The following is a 19076-nucleotide window of genomic DNA, read 5'->3' as shown; positions in this document are numbered from 1 at the left end:
AAACTATTATTTGACTCGTATTTTTTAAAAACTAAGTCTCATTTGGTACCAGACTGCTCCACCATGGACAGAACCTGAAATACCTTCATTCTGAAAACCAAATCTTTCATAAAATCCAATAAGTTCTTTCTTGCACGTAAGAACAAGCCCTTTTCTTCCTTCTTCTTTTGCCTGCTCTATGCATGCTCTCATTGCAAGTGAAGCAATGCCCTGATGCTGAAAATCCGGATGAGTTTCTACGCCGAATATCATTTTCCATGAACCGTTAATGTCATGAAAACCTGTATCTGCATACATTTCATCTGTGAGATTTTCTTCTTTTGTTATGGGGCCGTTAACAAGACCTATAACTTTTCCTGAGTCCTTTGTCTCTTCATCTAAAACCTCTACCACAAGAAATTGTTCACTGTAACTTTCAAGACGCTTTATAAATGTATCCCTATCAGCGGCTTCAGCTTCAGGAAAACAGCTTCTTTCGAGCTCGGCAAGAACTTTATCGTCACCGATCTTTGCTTTTCTGATAGATATCTTATTACTCATAATTTTGTAGACTCACTCTCTATATATTTTGGAAATAAAACTGCCTTCTTACGATAGGCTGCACTGTCCTTACAGATTATCATATAAATCTTCGGTTAATGTCAGGCTTCCTCTGTAACCGGTGTAAGTCCTGTTGAAAATAAGTCTCTCATTAATAGGAAATGCTCCTGTGATAAACTGTATTTCCTTCTCTAATGCAACTTCACGCTCATTGCTGCTTCCCACGATAAGAGTGATCTCTTTCTCTTCATTTCGTATTGCCTGATTTATCTCATACTGATCGGTAAGGAATAAAACCTTAGGTGGAACAGCATATTCAAGATCATTTATCTGTTCTATAATTCTGTCTTTATCTTCCTGTCTGTAAATAGGTTCTGAAATGATGACCAGAACAGGTGTAAAGCTGTAATCATTTGCAAGATATCTGGTGAAACCAACGGCGCTATTTGCATCGGAAACAACCGCAAATCTCTTCCAGCTTACTACGCCAATAGCCTGAGCAAGATAGTTATATACATACTTTTCTTCCTCTTCGATAACTCTATCAACAAGTGCTTTATCCAGATTTAACGCTTCAGCAACTTCTCTTACAAAACGAGTTGTATCTGTTGCACCTATAAAAAGTCCCGGAATTCTTATGCTTGGAACCCCAAACTTATCTTCATATTTCTTAGCAGGTCCCTTAAATAACCATGGATTTACAATTATATTGAGGGCAGCCCCCGAACTTTTACGTATTGTATCTATTCCCTGTTCTTTAGTGAAAAATGTATTTACCTCAAGACCAAGCTTAGAAAGTATTCTGTCTATCTCCTCAAGTGTTCCGCTCCAGAACGGATCATGATAAGGAATAATACCGAATATATTTACAAGCTTATCATTTTTAGGGACACCTTCCTCTACCACCTGATCGATGAGAGTATTCCAAACTGTTTCATAGCCAAGATTACTGTCTCCTGTAAATCCCGGAGTTTCTATAGGATATACCGGAATTCCTTTTTCCTGAAATTCACTTGTGACACTTACTATATCATCACCGATGATGCCGGCTGTACATCCTGTTAAGACAAAATATGCTTCCGCATCAATTATATCAACTGCTCCCTGAATTGTAGTTCTTAACTTATTTACACCGCCAAAAACTACCTCTTTCTCCAACATATTGCTTGAAGGAATGGACACACTGCTGACAAAACATGAACTCTTATGTCCGGACTGACCTTGATCTGATGCTGTACTCTGCATGCAGCATCCCGGTCCCGAATGATATATCGGACAAACTTTATGGATTGCACCAAGCACTGAATTTATACCTGCAAGAACACATCCACCCTTAGGATTTTCCATTATCTGTGACATATCATTCTCCTCCTTCCGTAATATATTTAAATGCATCTTCTTCGTACCATGAATCTTTATATGGTAACTTAACATGCGCTGCTAACTTTTTGTTGAATCCCGGATTCTGGAGCTGATCGGCTATCTTATTTCCAAGGAATAAAAGTCCGTCATAACCCATAGTCGGGCGCTTTCCGTCAAGTACATGTGTTGTCGGAATACCAAGCTTTGCAGCCCATTCCGGAACACCGATAAATGCATCCGGTTTTAACTTATTAATAAGATTAACCTGTTCAAATGGCTGCATGTTTGCTATATCAACAACAAAATTCTTATGAATTCCGTTTAAGTATTCTATATCCACCTGAGCATCCGCATCATATGTAGGTGTCTCAAGTCCGACAAGTTCCATTCCGAAATCATCTATAAGAGCAGCCGCTGCAAATGAACGTCCTGTACCACCGCAGATGAAAACTCTTGTGCCCTGAAGTCTCTCTCTAAGTTCCTTAACAAGAGGCTCAATTCTCTCATGTTCTTTAGCGATTATTGCTTCAACCTCTTCTTCTTTGCCAAGTACTTTTGCAATTCCGCGGTACCATTTATCTGTATTTCTGATTCCGATAGGCATAACTGTATGTGAGTAAGGTATTCCGTAATCCTCCCAGAGAGTATTCATGAATTCATCTGCAAATACTTTACAAATAGATGTTGATGCCTCCGCTGCAGGAATCTTCTTGATCTTCTCAAGAGAGCTGTAAAATGGAATATAATTTACCTTTACACCCAGTAAATTAAGCATTCTCTCCATTTCCCTCTGGTCAGCATAACTTACGGTTGTTGGAGCAAAAAGATTTACAAGTCCTTTTTCCTTCTCAACCTTTTCATGCTTTAAAATATATTTATTTATAGAAATAAATGCCGCATCAAATCCTGAAGCACAGATCTTCGACTTAAATCCTTCGCAATGAATAGGGACTATAAGTGTATTCGGATATTCATTCTGAAGGTCGGCGCAGATTGCATCTATATCATCACCGATAATTCCGGATGCACATGAAGCATATACAAAAGCAAGCTTTGGATTATATCTTTCAACTGCTTTCTGCACTGAATCGCGAAGCTTTTGCTCACCACCGAAAACTACGCTTTTCTGATCTATATTTGTTACTATAAGTCTTGGATTCTTTATATTCTTGATGCCTCTATGCGCCTGGCCGACTCTGTACATATCAACGGCCATTATCGCACATCCAACGCATCCCTGTGGAGAATGCGAGATAAAAACTGAATCCTCCAAAGACATAAGGGCTGCCATACTGTTGATCTGCTGACACTGTAAACCCTGTGCAAAGCTTCTGTCAGCTCTTTTCAGACATCCTTTTTTGAAATTTTCTTCTACTTCTTTGCCGGTGGTTCCAAGATCGTTAATCCTTCCCGGTTTACTCTCTCGAACCCCTGAATAACGTACTTCAGACATATTTCGTTTCTCCATATAATATCAAACCAAATTGTTACACTCAGATGTTATCATGACTTAAGCATTTTAGGATAATTCCAACTTTCTATCATTCGTTATAAGTTTTTCTAATATCAAATACATTTATATTTCTATAACACACAGAGGAATTTATATATTAATATGAAATATATACTTGATTTTTAAAGTCAAACACAGATAATTATAGTAATGACCGCTATTTATCAAGAGATCAAAACCGGTCGTAAATGATAACCGGTCATAAATGATAATCGGTCGTAAATGATAATCAGTCATAAATGATAACCGGTCGTAAATGATAAACCGATCAATACAATTTCTCATTTAACAGATCAAAGATCAAAAATACGTATATTCACATAAATGCAGGAGGAAATCATGATTCTGAATATTAAAGATAAGCAGAAATGTACATTCGATGCAGTAAGTCTTGGAGAAGTTATGTTACGACTTGATCCGGGCGAAGGAAGGATCAGAACCACCAGAGAATTCAAAGTTTGGGAAGGCGGCGGAGAATATAATGTAATCCGTGGTCTCAGAAGATGCTTCGGTCTTAAAACAGCAGTTATTACTGCATTTGCCGATAATGAAGTCGGTAAACTTATGGAAGACCTCATCCTTCAAGGAGGTGTTGATACTTCGCTTATTAAATGGATGAAGACAGACGGAATCGGAAGAGTTTGCAGAAACGGACTTAATTTTACTGAACGAGGCTTTGGTATAAGAGGTGCCGTCGGATGTTCAGACAGAGCCAATACAGCAATCTCAAAGGCCACTCCTGCCGATCTTGATTTTGAATATATTTTTGGAGAACTCGGTGTAAGATGGCTTCATACCGGCGGGATTTATGCAGCTCTCTCGGAGCAGAGTTCGGAAACCGTTATCAAGGCTATTAAAACTGCGAAGAAATACGGAACCATCGTATCCTACGATCTGAATTACCGTCCTTCAATGTGGAGTGCCATCGGCGGTAAAGAAAAGGCACAGGAAGTAAATAAAGAAATAGCAAAATACGTTGATGTTATGATCGGAAATGAAGAAGATTTCACTGCCTGCCTTGGTTTTGAGATAGAAGGTAATGATGCCGATCTTAAGACACTTAATCTTGACGGTTACAAAAAAATGATAAATGAAGCAGCTAAAACTTATCCTAACTTCAAGGTGGTTGCCACAACCCTCAGAACAGTTAAAACTGCTACAGTTAACGACTGGAGCGCTATATGCTGGGCTGATGGTGAGATTTATAAAGCCTCTCAGTACGATAACCTTGAAATCCTGGACAGAGTTGGCGGCGGCGATTCATTTGCCTCAGGCCTCATCTTTGGACTTATGGAGACAGGTGATCCTGAAAAGGCAGTAAATTACGGAGCAGCTCATGGCGCACTTGCTATGACAACTCCGGGCGATACAACAATGGCAAGCCGTTCAGAGGTAGAAGCTATAATGAATGGCGCAGGTGCCAGAGTTAAACGATAAAATAGCAGTGGTGAAAATAATATGACACTCAAAGAACTTGAAAAAGGAAAAACTGCAATAATTAAAAGTGTCGGTGGAGATGGTGCATTACGTCAGCATTTCCTGGATATGGGCGTGATTCCCGGTGTTGAGATCACTCTCGTGAAACTTGCTCCTATGGGAGACCCGATGGAATTCAGACTCCATGGATATGAACTCACACTCCGACTTGATGATGCAGCAAATATTGAGATTGATCCTGCACCTGAAAACAGTGAAAAACTCAAGGTCAAAAAGATCAACACTTCTTATAAACACCATCCCGGTTTTGGTGAAAGCGGGATTTATTGCCAGAGAAATCATAACAATCCTTTGCCTGAAGGAACAACTCTTTCCTTCGCCCTTGCCGGAAATCAGAACAGCGGTAAAACAACTCTTTTCAATCAGCTTACCGGTTCAAATCAGCATGTAGGAAACTTTCCCGGCGTAACCGTTGACAGAAAAAGCGGTGTTATCAAAGGACATAAAAATACTGAAGTTGTCGACCTTCCGGGAATTTACTCATTATCTCCTTATACCGAAGAAGAAATAGTTTCAAGACAGTATATTATAGGAGATAAACCAAAAGGGATAATCAACATCGTAGATGCAACAAACATTGAAAGAAACCTCTACCTTACCATGCAGCTTATTGAGCTTGACGTTCCTATGGTCCTCGCTCTCAATATGATGGATGAAATGCGTGGAAATGGCGGTTCAGTCAATATAAATGCTATGGAAACCCTCCTCGGCATTCCGGTGGTACCGATATCAGCTTCCAAAAATGAAGGTGTAGATGAACTGATAAATCACTCTCTTCATACGGCGAAATATCAGGAATGTCCGGGCAATAAGGATTTCTGTGATGAGACCGATCATGGCGGAGCTGTTCACAGATGCATCCACGGCATAATGACTCTTATAGAAGATCATGCCAAAAATGCTGATATACCTATAAGATTCGCTGCAAATAAAATAATAGAAGGCGACGCCAGAGTTATTGATTCTCTAAATCTTTCCGAAAATGAGAAAGAAATGATCGAGCATATAATCCTTCAAATGGAGGAAGAAAGAGGTCTCGACAGATCAGCTGCAATAGCAGATATGCGTTTCTCATTTATAGATAAACTTGTAAGAGAAACCGTTGTAAAACCCAGCGAAAGTAAGGAAAGAGAAAGAAGCGAAAAGATTGATAGAATACTGACCGGTAAATTTACCGCTCTGCCTGCATTTATACTGATCATGGGACTTATCTCATATCTGACATTTAATGTAATAGGCGTTTGGATGCAGGACGGTCTGGAAAATCTGATCACATTTCTGACAGATAAAATGGACGGCTTCCTGACTACGGTTAAGGTAAATGAAGTTCTTCATTCCCTTATAATAAATGGTATTTTTCAGGGAATAGGAAGCGTTTTAAGTTTCATCCCTATCATTTTACTGCTGTTCTTCTTCCTGTCTCTTCTTGAAGATACGGGATATATGGCAAGAGTAGCATTTGTGATGGACAGACCATTTAGAAAGCTTGGTCTTTCAGGAAGAAGTATCGTTCCTCTTCTCGTAGGATTCGGATGTTCCGTTCCGGGCGTTATGTCCAGCAGAACACTCCCTTCGGAGCGAGACAGAAAAATGACTATTATGCTGATACCATTTATGAGCTGTACAGCAAAATATCCTATTTACGGATTTTTTGCAGCGGCATTCTTCCCGGGTAAAACAGCTCTGATAGTACTTCTTCTTTATATTATAGGAATTGTGGTCGGTATAATTACTGCTGTCATTTGCAAGAAGACTGTATTTAAAGGCGAGGCGGTTCCTTTCGTTATGGAGCTTCCTAACTACCGTATGCCCGGACTTAAGAATGTTGGACAACTTCTTTGGGAAAAGGCAAAAGACTTCCTTACAAGAGCATTTACGGTTATATTTGTGGCAACCATAGCTATATGGTTCCTTCAGACATTCAATGCTCATCTCGGCCTTGTTAAAACGCCTGAGCACAGCATCCTTGCGCATATAGCCGGTATCATTGCTCCTATATTTAAACCTCTTGGATTCGGAAGCTGGATGATAGTTACCGCGCTTATCACAGGCTTTATGGCCAAAGAAAGTGTTGTATCAACCATAACCATTCTTACAGGAGGAACAGTAGCAGGACTCCTTAGTCCGCTTGCTGCATTTTCACTGCTTGTATTCTGCCTCTTATACACACCTTGCGTTGCAGCTATTGCATCAGTTAAAAGAGAGCTTGGTGTGCGTTGGGCACTTATAATGATAGTAATGCAGTGTTCTATAGCATGGATCATTTCATTTATGATTTACAGTATAGGAAACCTTTTATGAAAATAAAAACCATTTCTGAAGAACTTAAGAGAATATACGGACAAAAGATTTATAAACTGTCCTTACAAAGTGGTTGCAGCTGCCCTAACCGTGACGGAACTGTCGGTTTGGGCGGCTGTTCTTTCTGCTCTATGGGTGGATCCGGCGACTTTGCTTCAAAGGTCGATTCCATAGATAAGCAGATTGAAGAAGCAAGAGCAAGAGTTGATAATAAAATGTCCGGCGTCGATCCGACAGAAAGAAAATATATCGCATACTTTCAGTCTTTTACCAACACATATGGCGATTTTCAGCATCTTAAAGAGCTTTTTACAGCAACCATAAATCGTCCGGAAATAGTTATACTTTCCATCGGCACGAGGCCTGATTCCATTACAGATGAAATGTTTTTACTTCTGGAAAAACTAAATAAGATAAAACCTGTATGGATAGAACTCGGTCTTCAGACTGTGCACGAGAGAACTGCTGAGCGTATTAATCGCTGCTACCCTCTCAGTACATTTGAAAATACTTATTTACGTCTTAAAAAGTGCGGTATCACAGTTATAACCCATGTAATCCTCGGACTTCCCGGAGAGACTCATGAAGATATGTATGAAACCGTACGTTATCTTTCTAACTTAAATCCGCCACTTGACGGAATCAAACTTCAACTTCTTCATATACTAAAAGATACCCGTCTTTACGACGAGTATCAGGAAAATCCATTTCATATAATGACACTTCCGGAATATACGGAAGTTCTTTTGGAGTGCCTTCGTATACTCCCTGAAGAAACCATAATTCACAGGCTTACCGGTGACGGTCCCAAAAAACTTCTTGTTGAGCCTTCATGGAGCGCCAACAAAAAAGTTGTGATGAATACCATTAATAAAGCACTTCGTGAAAATGGTTTTATATAGATAAATTTCTATATACAGATTATATAATTATGTTTTAGGAAATATATTATGCAATTGTCTTTGGGGAAACATCTTATGTTTGAATCACTCAGAAATTGTCAGAATTAATTGATAAGATAATAGACACAAAAAAAAGGCCAAAAACCTTGTCTACACAAAGTCCTCAGCCCTCCTGCGTGGGCCGCCGGGGGCTCGAACCCCGCACACCCTGATTAAGAGTCAGGTGCTCTACCAAATGAGCTAGCGGCCCAGATAAGTGTTCGTGTTGTTTGCTGAACACTTAAAGAAGTATATTATATAAAATACAGAATTGCAATCATTTTTTTATAATTTTTTTCATTTCAGCATCTTGCACAAGACACGTTACTTTTTTTGTGCAACCAGTCTACAAATTGGATTACCAAGCTCTGAGAATTTCTTCTCATATTCTGTCATTACATTTCCTTCATTATACTCAGACTTGTGAAGATCTCTTGTGAAATTAAGAAGCTTCCATTCAGCTGCTTCAACTTCCTCCAGTGAGAAATTAAAAAGCGGAACATTGTCTGTCTTAAAAGTTATACCGCCACCATCAGGAAGTATTTCTTCATATCTCTTTAAAAACTGTCTTGAAGTAAGTCTTCTTTTTGCATGTCTGTCCTTTGGCCATGGATCGGAAAAATTAAGATAGATATATGCGACCTCACCCTTATCGAAAACATTTCCGATATATTCCGCATCCATTCTTATGAAGTATAAGTTCTTCATAAGCGGTTCCTGCTCTCTTTTCTCGATAGCCCTTATAAGAACACTCGAATACTTTTCTATGCCGATATAATTGATATCAGGGTTTCTGCGGGCCATTTCCATGATAAACTGACCCTTACCCATACCGATCTCGATATGTATCGGATTGTTGTTACCAAAAAGCTCGTGCCATTTTCCCTTCATTGACTCTTCATTTTTTATAGTATATTCGCTCTCTGCGATCGCTTCTCTGGATCCGGGAACATTTTTTAATCTCATTTAATTCCTCCAACTGTTATAAATACAAATTACTGTACCAATGATATGAGTGTCATAAGGTTTATACGCTCTTCCTACAAACAGGAACGCATTTATACTTTTGACACCTATGTCATACTAATATAATATTCATAAAATACGTTATACTAGTATATACAAGTAAATGCTCTTTCGCAACGGGATTTTAAACAGTATTTTAATCAAGATTTTAAACAGGATGTTAAACAGTATTTTATCCTTGTTTTTTAAGTAGAACTGGGGCATAATAAATGCATATTGTGGTGATTTATGCCATTTTATAATTTTGAATTTTCCAAGTTTATTAAAATGAATCATATACATATTAGAAAAAATAGATTAATTACATACATTTTATGTTTAGTTATCATGTTCGGAAGCTTTATTTTTTATGCTGCCGGACCTATTGGCGTTGTACGTGCCGCAGAGGATACAGCAACACCTTCGGATGCCGAAAAAGGCGATAAAAAAAAGGAAATAAAGAAAGTTGACCCGCCTAAAGTTAAGGCTGCGTCAGCAATCGTGATGGATATAGATGCAGGCAAGATTTTATTTGAAAAGGACTCGCACCAGAAGCATTATCCTGCAAGTATTGCGAAGCTTATGACTGCATTTATTGCTGTTGAAAAAGGTGATCTTAAAAGCACAGTGACTATGTCAAATAATGCCGTTGATAAAACACCTTCCGACAGCATGAATCTTGCGCTTACCTATGGTGAGCAGCTTACCTTGAAAGATGCTTTATACGGAATGCTTCTTAGTTCAGCAAATGAAGCAGCCTATGCCGTTGCAGAACATGTGGGCGGAGACCTCAATTCATTTTGCGGAATGATGAATGATAAAGCCTCTTCTCTCGGATGCGAAAATACTCATTTTTCAAATGCCAGCGGACTTCATGATAAGGATACTTATACAACAGCTTACGATATGGCGCTCATTTGCTGTGCTGCCTATTCATTTCCTGACTTTAAGAATATCCTTTCAACTCCGACTTACACAATTCCTGCAACCAATAAGAATACAGAACGTGTTCTTTGGAATGGTGATGATATGATCTTCGAATCCAGTGAATATTATTACCCGTATGCAGTTTGCGGTAAAACCGGATACACACCGGAGGCAAATGCAACTCTTGTTACTTATGCAGAGAAGAATGACCGCCGTCTGGTATGCGTCCTTATGGATGTTCCCTCAACTTCTGAGGCATATGAAGACACTACAAATTTGCTGAATTATTGTTTTGAAAATTTTCATATATTTAAGCCTCTTGAGAACTTCAGCTTTGATAAGATAGAGATTGATTCGCCATTACTGAATAATTACTATACGTCCCTTAATCATAAGCTTCCTAATCTTTCAACAGATAAGGAATATACTGTTTATGCAGGGACTCATATAACAGCTGATAATATCGATAAAAAAGTTATCATTTACGACAATCCTGATTCGAAGATTGCCGGAAAGATAGAGCTTTCTTATGAAGGCGAGAATTACGGTGAAGTCGATATCATCAATAACGACTATACAGACAATTCATCTAAGACCGTGACGGAGATAATTAACAAAACCAAGAAATCAGGTTTCACATTTCATTGGTACTATGTGATAATGCTTGCAATCGCCGTTATCATGGTCATACTTTTAATAGAAATACATAAGCTTCAGCAGAGGCGTTTGGACAGAAAAAACATTCATTCCTACCCTCTCATCAGACATGCTGCACCTAAAAAGTCTGCAAACAATAATAAGGAAAAAAGTGCTGCAGATTCAGAAAATGCACCAGCCGGCAGTGATGAGAAAAATGTTGCAGATTCTGAAAATACGTCAGCCGGCAGTGATGAGAAAAACGCTGCTGATTCTGAAAATGTTTCAAACGTAAGTAAGAAGCAAAACGTTGCCGTTTCTGGAAATATGTCAGCCGGAAATAAAAAGAAAAAAACCGGTAAAACGCCAAATAATTCTTCAGAAAAAAATACCGGCAAAAAGAGTAACCCTCTAACAGATGGTATTTCCATTAAGAAAAACAATAAATAAGACGCATAATACTTTGAATTTAGAAAGGACATCAAGGATGGATAAGGATAAACTTTTAGAAGAGATAATTAAATCCAACGAAGAAATGCTTCGACATTTTACTGATACAAGCAACGACCTTCTCGAATCAATTCAAAACCATCAGTCCAAATTGTTCGAAGTAAATATAAAGCTGGATGAATTATATAGGACCAAAAATGTCTATCATCCTTCAACAAATTCAAGGAAAAATGTTTTCAGTCCTTTGATTAAGCTTAATGAAAATGACGAGAAGAATAATGCGATAAATGCACAGATTGATGATTTAAAAATCGTTAAGCAAACATTGGAAGCCAAAATTGCAACTGAAGAATCCAAAATCAAAGCAATTTCCGAAAAACTTTCTTCACTTAATTCTGCAAAAAAAGCTATCAACAATTTGAGAACTTTAATAGAAGATACAGAGGAAGAAGATTTCGACGGATTTCAGTTTCTTGAAGAGGAAGAACCTGCTGTTCCGGAAAATCAAAAATACGGAACCAATATTCTTATGCTGGATGCATTCGATAAGACATACATCGGCACAATCCTCGATACACGAATCAAAGCTGAAATTGAGAATAACTCACATCGACTCGATATGCTCAGCTATCTCATTTCTTCAGATCCTGAAATTGCCAGATCAACAGCCGAAGAAATCTCAGATCAGCTTGATAAAACATGTGACAGCATAGATTCGCTTCTTACACATATTAATTACAATTTCAACGCTGATCAATCTATTTGGGTACTTCTCGATGATTTTGTTACGAATAATCGTGATCTGCATCCTGAATGCGTACTCGAAGCAGATATAAAATGTCCTGACCCGGACATTCATCTTAGCTATGAAAAAAATATAGCTTTAATGAATCTACTTGACATTATGTTTGATAACATATATAAACATTCTAATGCCAATCAGATTAAATTCCGTTTGACCGTGACAGACAAAAATATTGATGTCACCATCAATGATAACGGCATAGGAATAAGTAAAAACTATTATCAAAAGAGCCCTTGGTACAGCAATCTCCACAGAGCCCATGGCCTAATATATCTTCTGGACGGAGAATTAAATATCTCCGGAAGTAAGAAAAACGGTACAACCGTAAGTTTCAACTTTCCAAGATAGATATATACATAGTTTCATATACTAATACAGTATGATATACTTGTGTACTGCAGTGATTGTTTATATAAAACAGTTCTGTAGTCGAAGATGATATTTTTATATTTTTACACAGTCATTTTGCTGATGATTTTTAATATACATATGTAAAAATATAAATAATTATACATATAAAACGGACTTGTACGTTGACTTGAACTTATTTCATGATAAAAAACAACTTCAAGTCTAAAAACAGGATCATTACGTTAACTTATTATGTTAACTAAAATATAAAGGATAAATGATATGAAAAATAAAATTGTTAATTTATTATCAGAAAAAATCGATTTTTTAACAAATGATGATATTTCACAGCTTATTGAAATACCACCAAAACCTGAAATGGGTGACTTTGCATTTCCATGTTTCAGACTTGCAAAAGAACTTCACAAAGCCCCTCCTGTAATTGCTAAGGAAATCGCTGATTCGATAACATTACCTGATTATGTTGATCATGTTGATATACAGGGTGCATATATCAACTTTTTCCTTAAGAAAACCGGCTTTGTTCAGTCTATGGTTGAGGCTGTTTCTGCAGAAGACTTCGGTGCATCAACAGAAGGTAATGGCAAAACTATTTGTATCGACTACTCTTCTCCTAATGTTGCTAAGAACTTCCATGTTGGTCATTTAAGAACAACTATTATCGGAAATTCATTATACAAAATATATTCAAAGCTCGGTTATAAAGTTGAAAGAATCAATCATCTTGGAGACTGGGGAACACAGTTTGGTAAGCTTATCGTTGCTTACAAAAACTGGGGCGATGAGCAGGCCATCAAAGAAAAAGGTGTCGAGGAACTCATGCGTCTCTATGTTGCATTCCATAATGCAGCCAAAGAAAATCCTGAACTTGATGATGAAGCAAGAGCTTGGTTCAACAAGATGGAACAGGGTAATGAAGAGGCATTAAAGATCTGGAAATGGTTTGTTGATATAAGCCTTACAGAATATAAACGTACTTATGCTCTTCTTGGACTTGATTTCGATCATTTCACAGGTGAAAGTTTCTATAGAAATATGACATCTGATATCGTCAAGAAACTTACTGATGCTAATCTTTTAACAGAAAGTGAAGGCGCTAAGATTGTAGATCTTGAAGAATACAATATGGCACCTTGCCTTATTTTAAAGAATGATGGCTCATCTATCTACGCAACAAGAGATCTTGCAGCTATATTCTATCGTAAAAACACATACAACTTTGTTAAAGCTTTATATGTAACAGGCCAGGAGCAGAAGTTACACTTTGCTCAGGTATTCAAGGTAGTAGAGCTTCTTGGAAATGAATGGGCTAAGGATCAGCTTGTTCACATCCCTTACGGACTTGTTAGTCTCAACGGTGCTAAGCTTGCCACAAGAGAAGGAAATGTTATCTATGCTGAAGACATTCTTCTTGAAGCAATTTCTAAGATTAAAAAGACTATCGAAGAGAAGAATCCAAATCTTGAAGATAAAGACGAAGTTGCACGTATCGTTGGTGTCGGAGCAGTTATATTCAATGACCTCTACAATCAGCGTATCAAGGACGTTAGTTTCAGCTGGGAAAAGCTTCTCAACTTTGACGGTGAAACAGGTCCTTATGTACAGTATACATATGCAAGATGTTCAAGCATCCTCAGAAAAGCCGGAATACCAACAGATACATACAAAGTTGATCTTTCAAATGTTGATTATTCTATTATTACAGATGAAGCATCTGTTGAACTTCTCAAGGAAATCAGCAGATTCCCTGCAGTAGTTAAAGATGCTTCTGAAAAATACGAACCATTCATCGTTGCTAGATTTGCAGTAGCTGTTGCCCAGTCATTTAACAAGTTCTATACAGTAAATCGTATCAACGTTGAAGATGAAAACATCAAGAATACTCGTATCGCTCTTGTAAAAATAACAAGAAAGGTTCTTAAAGATGCTCTTGATCTCTTAGGAATCGGCGTTGTTGAAGAAATGTAATTTAATACATATATTATTATAGCTATTAATGAATATACCGCTTATATATCCGGAAAAGGATTTATAGGCGGTATTTTTTTGTTTCAAAATAATTATATCTCAACAATTGAATGTTTCACGTGAAACATGAAGATATATAAATATCGCCTTTTAATATATAAATATCGTTTCATAAATATATATAATTCTGATGATAAAATCCTATTTACAACCATCTTCAAATATCTATCATATATTGTATTTTAAATACAAATTATTCAATGTCCTTTACTAAATAAATTAATCAATATATATGATAAATATCTACTCCATATATGTATCGTTCATGTTTCACGTGAAACATAGTTATACATAAATCCATAATATGTAGTTATTCCTAGCAATTGCAAATTTCAATATGTCAATATTATTCTTCTATAAACAATATTTCATAACTTACGTAGAATGCATCAAGTGAATCATAATTTCTTAATCAAAATATCGTGATTTCATTTTCAAACAGATTGAATTTATCTCATTAAGAAGTATGGATAAAATCACTTAGAATGTTTCACGTGAAACGTAATATAAATATAAGTAACTATTTTTATAATATAACAATATAAATAAAATCTTGACTCATAGAAAAAATAATAGTTATATTACGATATTTATAGTGATTATAAAGTCTATAATCATCAGTCCTGTAAATATACATCTTATCAATTATTATTAAACCAATTTTATAAAACCAAGAAATATTTATTATTATATATAATGATAGTAATAATAACTGGAATAATGATAGTATAATCAAATAAAAATCAGATAAAATAATTGTTAAGCATTGAAATTAATAGTTAAAAAATTGAAATGGTTATGTAATTGTAATAGTTATGTAATTGTAATGGTTAAGTAACTGTAATGGTCATGTGATTGAAATGGTCAGGTAACTGTAATGGTCATGTGATTGAAATGGTTAAGTAACTGTAATGATCAGTAATTGAAATGATATAATTTTAAACGTTGTACTATTACATCTCATGTTTCACGTGAAACAATATGTTGTTATTATCTGTATAATGTTAGCTGATTTTTTATATATAGAGTTTTATAGATATTTATTAGTTCCTGAATTTACTAGTTCCTGAATTTACTAGTCCCTGAATTTATTAGTTCCTGAATTTACTAGTTCCTGAATTTATTACTAACTGCGTTTATTCTTTACTGAATTTATTATTTATTGAATTTATTGTTTTCTGAGCTAATTATTTTCTGAGCTAATTAATTGCCGGACGCCAATCAAAAAATTCTTCAATTATAATTTCTGAAAATCAATAGAATTATATATGATCATCATATAGATACTTAATCCATTTACATCCAAACAAAATCAATCAAAAGAAATATATATCATAATGTTTCACGTGAAACATGAGAATTCACACATTTATAACGGATATTTCATTGTTTTATAAACCTGATTTATAGTATAATTATTTTACTTTTGAAATAGAAACAACAATACTTAACGGACAGAAATGAGGTAATAATGAACATGAATTTTGATGCAGTAGTATTTGATATGGATGGCGTAATATTTGACTCAGAAAGAGCTATTCTTTTATGCTGGAAAGAAATCGCACAAAAAAGAGGGTTTTCAAATATAGAAGAAACTTTTTATAAATGTATTGGTGTTACAAATGCAAGAACAAAAGAAATTGTACTCGAAGATTATGGTCAGGACTTCCCTTATGATGAGGTTGATTCAGAAGCTATGGTTTTATTCAAAGAAAGATATAGTGAAGGTCGTCTACCTCTGAAGAAAGGTGTCAATGAATTACTGGAATACTTAAATGATAAAAATATAAAGATTGCTCTTGCATCATCAACAAGAAGAGAGAAAGTTCTTCTTCAGTTAGAGGCAGCAGGAATTCTGAAATACTTTGAAAAAATAGTTGCAGGAGATATGGTTGAAAGAAGCAAACCGGCACCTGATATATATCTTAAGGCATGTGAAGAACTAGGTGTTGAACCACAAAAAGCTTATGCAATAGAGGATTCTCACAATGGTATACGTTCTGCCAGCGCAGCAAAACTAAGGCCGATAATGGTTCCGGATCTTCTTCCGGCTACCGAAGAAATGATAAATTTATGCGAAGTTGTATTAGATAATTTATTAGAAGTAAAAGAATATCTGAAAGACAAATAAAGTCAGTAAAATACTCAATTGTTAATAATCTTTTTATGGAATGTACTATTATAAAGTGATATAATGACAAAACGAGGTTAGTTACTTCTTATTTATATGTGACTCGTATGTCACAGGATGTCAAAATATTCATTTTGATACCAACATCATAATATTTGGAGATAAAAAATGGGAAGAATTATAGCAATTGCAAACCAAAAAGGTGGGGTTGGTAAAACAACTACATCCATAAATCTTGCTGCATGTCTTGCTGAAAAAGGCAATAGAGTCCTTGCTATCGACATGGACCCTCAGGGAAATATGACAAGTGGTCTCGGTATTGATAAGAGTGAAATCCAGTATTCAATATATGATGCCATGTGCGGCAATTGCAATTTAGGAGAAGCTATGCTTCTGAATGTATTCGATAATCTCAATGTTGTTCCTGCAAGCCGTGAATTGGCCGGAGCCGAAATTGATTTTATTGAAGTTGAAGACAAACAATATGTATTGAAAAATACAATTAAAAATATCAGAAAAAAGTTTGATTTTATTATAATCGACTGTCCTCCTGCATTAGGTATTCTTACAGTTAATGCCATGACAGCAGCAGATACAGTCATTGTTCCAATCCAGTGTGAGTTTTATGCTTTGGAGGGATTGTCACAGCTTATATATACTGTCGATCTAATCAAGCAAAAGCTTAACAAACATCTTGAGATTGAAGGAGTTGTATTTACAATGTATGACTCTAGAAACAATCTTTCACAAGAAGTTGTTGATAATGTTAAAAATAATCTCGATCAGATTATATATAATACTGTTGTTCCGAGAAATGTTCGTTTAGCTGAAGCCCCAAGTTTTGGACTTCCTATCAATCTATATGATTCCAGATCAACAGGTGCTGAGGCCTACAGACAGTTGGCCGATGAAGTAATGAAAAATAAATTATTTTTATAACAAACATATGTTCGATATATGAAGGAGGTCATGATGACTAAGCGACGTGGTCTCGGTATGGGAATGGAGAGCTTAATCCCAACAAATAATGCTGAGAAGAAAACATCAACTAAAGAATCATCTGCAAAAAAAACTTCCGGTAAATCCTCCGGAAAAGGTGAAACAGTAAAAGAGGTTGTTAAAGAAGTTGTCAAAGAAGTAGTTAAAGAAGTTGAGAAAGAAAAATATCTCAAAATAACAGACATTGAACCAAATAAATCACAGCCTCGAAAGGAATTCGATGAGGACGCATTAAATGAACTTGCTGATTCTATCAAGCAGTTTGGTCTCATAGAGCCTATCGTAGTTAAGAAAAGAAAAGGATTTTATGAAATTATCGCCGGTGAAAGAAGATGGCGTGCAGCCAGAATAGCCGGATTAAAAGAAGTTCCTGTAATTGAAAGAGATTACAGTGAGCAGCAGATCCTTGAGGTTGCTCTTATTGAAAATATTCAGAGAGAAAATCTGAATCCTATTGAAGAAGCTAAGGCTTATCAGTCTTTGATAGAGGAATATGAATTAAAGCAGGATGAAATAGCTGAGAAGGTCTCAAAAAGCAGATCAACTATCACTAATGCTCTTAGACTCTTAAAGTTAGGTGATAAAGTTCAGCAGATGCTTATTGATGATATGATAAGCACAGGTCATGCAAGATGTCTTATTGCACTTGAAGATCCTGAAGTTCAGTATGAGACAGCAATGTTAGTATTTGACAATAAGTTATCTGTCCGTGAAACAGAACAGCTTGTTAAGGATATAAATTCCGGTGCTGAGAAAATTCTTAAGCAGACAAAGAATCCTGAGCCTGACAATTCATTTATTTATAAATCAATTGAGGAAAGGCTTAAGAACATCTTTGGTACAAAGGCAAAGATCAAAGCTAAAAAAGGTGGTAAAGGAACCATCGAAATTGAATACTCATCCAATGATGAACTTGATAGGATTGCTTCACTCCTTTACAGTGCAAAATAAATATGAGTTATAACAAATACTAACTAAGGAAGGAGTTTCAAATGTTATTATATTCAAAAGCATTTGGGATGAGAATAGAGATAGTCATCGGTATTCTTCTATTTCTTATAATCACTCTTGCAATAATGCTTTTTCTTACTTTTAGAAAAATGCTCGACATCAATCGAAAATACTATACTATAATGAGTGGTAAAAAAGGTAAGGACCTGGAAGAAATAGTATTTACCAGATTCAAAGAGATGGATAAGGTCAAGGCAATGGCAAAACGTGTCAGCAAGGAGCACAGAAAATCAAAAGCTCATGTTGATTCATGCTATTCGAAAATTGGTCTTAAAAAGTATGATGCATTCAATGACATGGCAGGCGAATTAAGCTTTTCTCTTGCTATTCTGAACAATAATTATTCAGGAGTGGTTATCAATGCCATGCATACTAAAGAAGGCTGTTTCACATATGCTAAAGAAATCATAAAGGGAGAGTCATTCATTACTCTTTCTGAAGAAGAAAAAGAAGCATTGAAAAAAGCCATGACAGTTGAAGATGAAATTGCAATTCTCACAACACCTGTTGATGATGATGTATATGACATTTAAAATATATTATAGGTGTATATTTAAT

Annotated in this window: 14 protein-coding genes and 1 tRNA gene; 10 read left to right on the top strand and 5 right to left on the bottom strand. The window is 36.1% G+C overall.

From position 1 onward, the window contains the following. Window positions 1–24: 24 nt before the first annotated feature. From B5D25_RS07310 to B5D25_RS07300, 3 genes are all read right to left on the bottom strand, one after another. A complete protein-coding gene (locus B5D25_RS07310) occupies window positions 25–540 on the bottom strand; it encodes a GNAT family N-acetyltransferase (protein WP_090168507.1) in 516 nt (171 codons plus the stop codon). Window positions 541–609: 69 nt separating this feature from the next. Further along, on the bottom strand, window positions 610–1899 hold the full coding sequence (locus B5D25_RS07305; RefSeq protein ID WP_078787306.1) for a nitrogenase component 1: 1290 nt from the start codon (window positions 1897–1899) through the stop codon (window positions 610–612). Between the two features lies 1 nt (window position 1900). Then, entirely contained in the window at window positions 1901–3355 is a 1455-nt protein-coding gene (locus B5D25_RS07300; protein WP_078787304.1) for a nitrogenase component 1, read from the bottom strand. Window positions 3356–3754: 399 nt separating this feature from the next. On the opposite strand from B5D25_RS07300, the gene B5D25_RS07295 reads away from it, so the two are divergent. Genes B5D25_RS07295 through mnmL form a run of 3 tightly spaced genes read left to right on the top strand, consistent with a single transcriptional unit; the run spans window position 3755 to window position 8115 of the window. Then, window positions 3755–4852: a sugar kinase gene (locus B5D25_RS07295; RefSeq protein WP_078787303.1), complete on the top strand. Its 1098-nt coding sequence runs from the start codon at window positions 3755–3757 to the stop codon at window positions 4850–4852. 21 nt (window positions 4853–4873) lie between these two features. Further along, window positions 4874–7213 (top strand): ferrous iron transport protein B, encoded by a 2340-nt coding sequence (gene feoB / locus B5D25_RS07290; protein WP_078787302.1) that lies wholly within the window; start codon window positions 4874–4876, stop codon window positions 7211–7213. Then, a complete protein-coding gene (mnmL, locus tag B5D25_RS07285) occupies window positions 7210–8115 on the top strand; it encodes a tRNA modification radical SAM protein MnmL/YtqA (protein ID WP_078787300.1) in 906 nt (301 codons plus the stop codon). The genes feoB and mnmL overlap by 4 nt, the downstream gene beginning before the upstream one ends. Before the next feature lie 177 nt (window positions 8116–8292). Here mnmL and B5D25_RS07280 read toward each other — a convergent pair. Together B5D25_RS07280 and trmB are read right to left on the bottom strand one after the other, a co-directional pair. After that, window positions 8293–8365 (bottom strand) — tRNA-Lys (locus B5D25_RS07280). A 113-nt stretch (window positions 8366–8478) separates the two neighbouring features. Further along, window positions 8479–9120: a tRNA (guanosine(46)-N7)-methyltransferase TrmB gene (gene trmB, locus B5D25_RS07275; protein WP_078787299.1), complete on the bottom strand. Its 642-nt coding sequence runs from the start codon at window positions 9118–9120 to the stop codon at window positions 8479–8481. A gap of 387 nt (window positions 9121–9507) precedes the next feature. On the opposite strand from trmB, the gene B5D25_RS07270 reads away from it, so the two are divergent. The 7 genes from B5D25_RS07270 to B5D25_RS07240 all read left to right on the top strand — a co-directional run bounded on the left by B5D25_RS07270 (window position 9508) and on the right by B5D25_RS07240 (window position 19051). Beyond that, entirely contained in the window at window positions 9508–11172 is a 1665-nt protein-coding gene (locus B5D25_RS07270; RefSeq protein ID WP_159444110.1) for a D-alanyl-D-alanine carboxypeptidase family protein, read from the top strand. 37 nt (window positions 11173–11209) lie between these two features. Further along, window positions 11210–12325, top strand: a complete 1116-nt coding sequence (locus B5D25_RS07265) for an ATP-binding protein (protein WP_159444109.1) — start codon at window positions 11210–11212, stop codon at window positions 12323–12325. Between the two features lie 285 nt (window positions 12326–12610). After that, window positions 12611–14317: an arginine--tRNA ligase gene (argS, locus tag B5D25_RS07260; RefSeq protein WP_078787295.1), complete on the top strand. Its 1707-nt coding sequence runs from the start codon at window positions 12611–12613 to the stop codon at window positions 14315–14317. 1531 nt (window positions 14318–15848) lie between these two features. Then, complete coding sequence (locus tag B5D25_RS07255) at window positions 15849–16508, top strand: HAD family hydrolase (RefSeq protein ID WP_078787294.1); 660 nt, start codon at window positions 15849–15851, stop codon at window positions 16506–16508. A 168-nt stretch (window positions 16509–16676) separates the two neighbouring features. Then, on the top strand, window positions 16677–17447 hold the full coding sequence (locus tag B5D25_RS07250; protein ID WP_078787293.1) for a ParA family protein: 771 nt from the start codon (window positions 16677–16679) through the stop codon (window positions 17445–17447). A gap of 33 nt (window positions 17448–17480) precedes the next feature. Beyond that, complete coding sequence (locus B5D25_RS07245) at window positions 17481–18458, top strand: ParB/RepB/Spo0J family partition protein (RefSeq protein ID WP_341443635.1); 978 nt, start codon at window positions 17481–17483, stop codon at window positions 18456–18458. A gap of 41 nt (window positions 18459–18499) precedes the next feature. Further along, entirely contained in the window at window positions 18500–19051 is a 552-nt protein-coding gene (locus B5D25_RS07240; protein ID WP_078787290.1) for a DUF4446 family protein, read from the top strand. Window positions 19052–19076: the final 25 nt, after the last annotated feature.

This window comes from Eubacterium ruminantium (assembly GCF_900167085.1).
Lineage (GTDB): Bacteria > Bacillota > Clostridia > Lachnospirales > Lachnospiraceae > Eubacterium_Q > Eubacterium_Q ruminantium.
The sequence above is the reverse complement of the archived record's forward strand: the minus strand, read 5'-3'. Positions and strand labels throughout refer to the sequence as shown.

Coding starts and splice junctions, on each gene's coding strand:
- B5D25_RS07270 (WP_159444110.1), top strand. CDS start 9,508: ATGTTCGGAAGCTTTATTTTTTATGCTGCCGGACCTATTGGCGTTGTA.
- B5D25_RS07300 (WP_078787304.1), bottom strand. CDS start 3,355: ATGTCTGAAGTACGTTATTCAGGGGTTCGAGAGAGTAAACCGGGAAGG.
- mnmL (WP_078787300.1), top strand. CDS start 7,210: ATGAAAATAAAAACCATTTCTGAAGAACTTAAGAGAATATACGGACAA.
- B5D25_RS07295 (WP_078787303.1), top strand. CDS start 3,755: ATGATTCTGAATATTAAAGATAAGCAGAAATGTACATTCGATGCAGTA.
- B5D25_RS07310 (WP_090168507.1), bottom strand. CDS start 540: ATGAGTAATAAGATATCTATCAGAAAAGCAAAGATCGGTGACGATAAA.
- B5D25_RS07240 (WP_078787290.1), top strand. CDS start 18,500: ATGTTATTATATTCAAAAGCATTTGGGATGAGAATAGAGATAGTCATC.
- B5D25_RS07245 (WP_341443635.1), top strand. CDS start 17,481: ATGACTAAGCGACGTGGTCTCGGTATGGGAATGGAGAGCTTAATCCCA.
- B5D25_RS07265 (WP_159444109.1), top strand. CDS start 11,210: ATGGATAAGGATAAACTTTTAGAAGAGATAATTAAATCCAACGAAGAA.
- argS (WP_078787295.1), top strand. CDS start 12,611: ATGAAAAATAAAATTGTTAATTTATTATCAGAAAAAATCGATTTTTTA.
- B5D25_RS07305 (WP_078787306.1), bottom strand. CDS start 1,899: ATGTCACAGATAATGGAAAATCCTAAGGGTGGATGTGTTCTTGCAGGT.
- B5D25_RS07250 (WP_078787293.1), top strand. CDS start 16,677: ATGGGAAGAATTATAGCAATTGCAAACCAAAAAGGTGGGGTTGGTAAA.
- B5D25_RS07255 (WP_078787294.1), top strand. CDS start 15,849: ATGAACATGAATTTTGATGCAGTAGTATTTGATATGGATGGCGTAATA.
- feoB (WP_078787302.1), top strand. CDS start 4,874: ATGACACTCAAAGAACTTGAAAAAGGAAAAACTGCAATAATTAAAAGT.
- trmB (WP_078787299.1), bottom strand. CDS start 9,120: ATGAGATTAAAAAATGTTCCCGGATCCAGAGAAGCGATCGCAGAGAGC.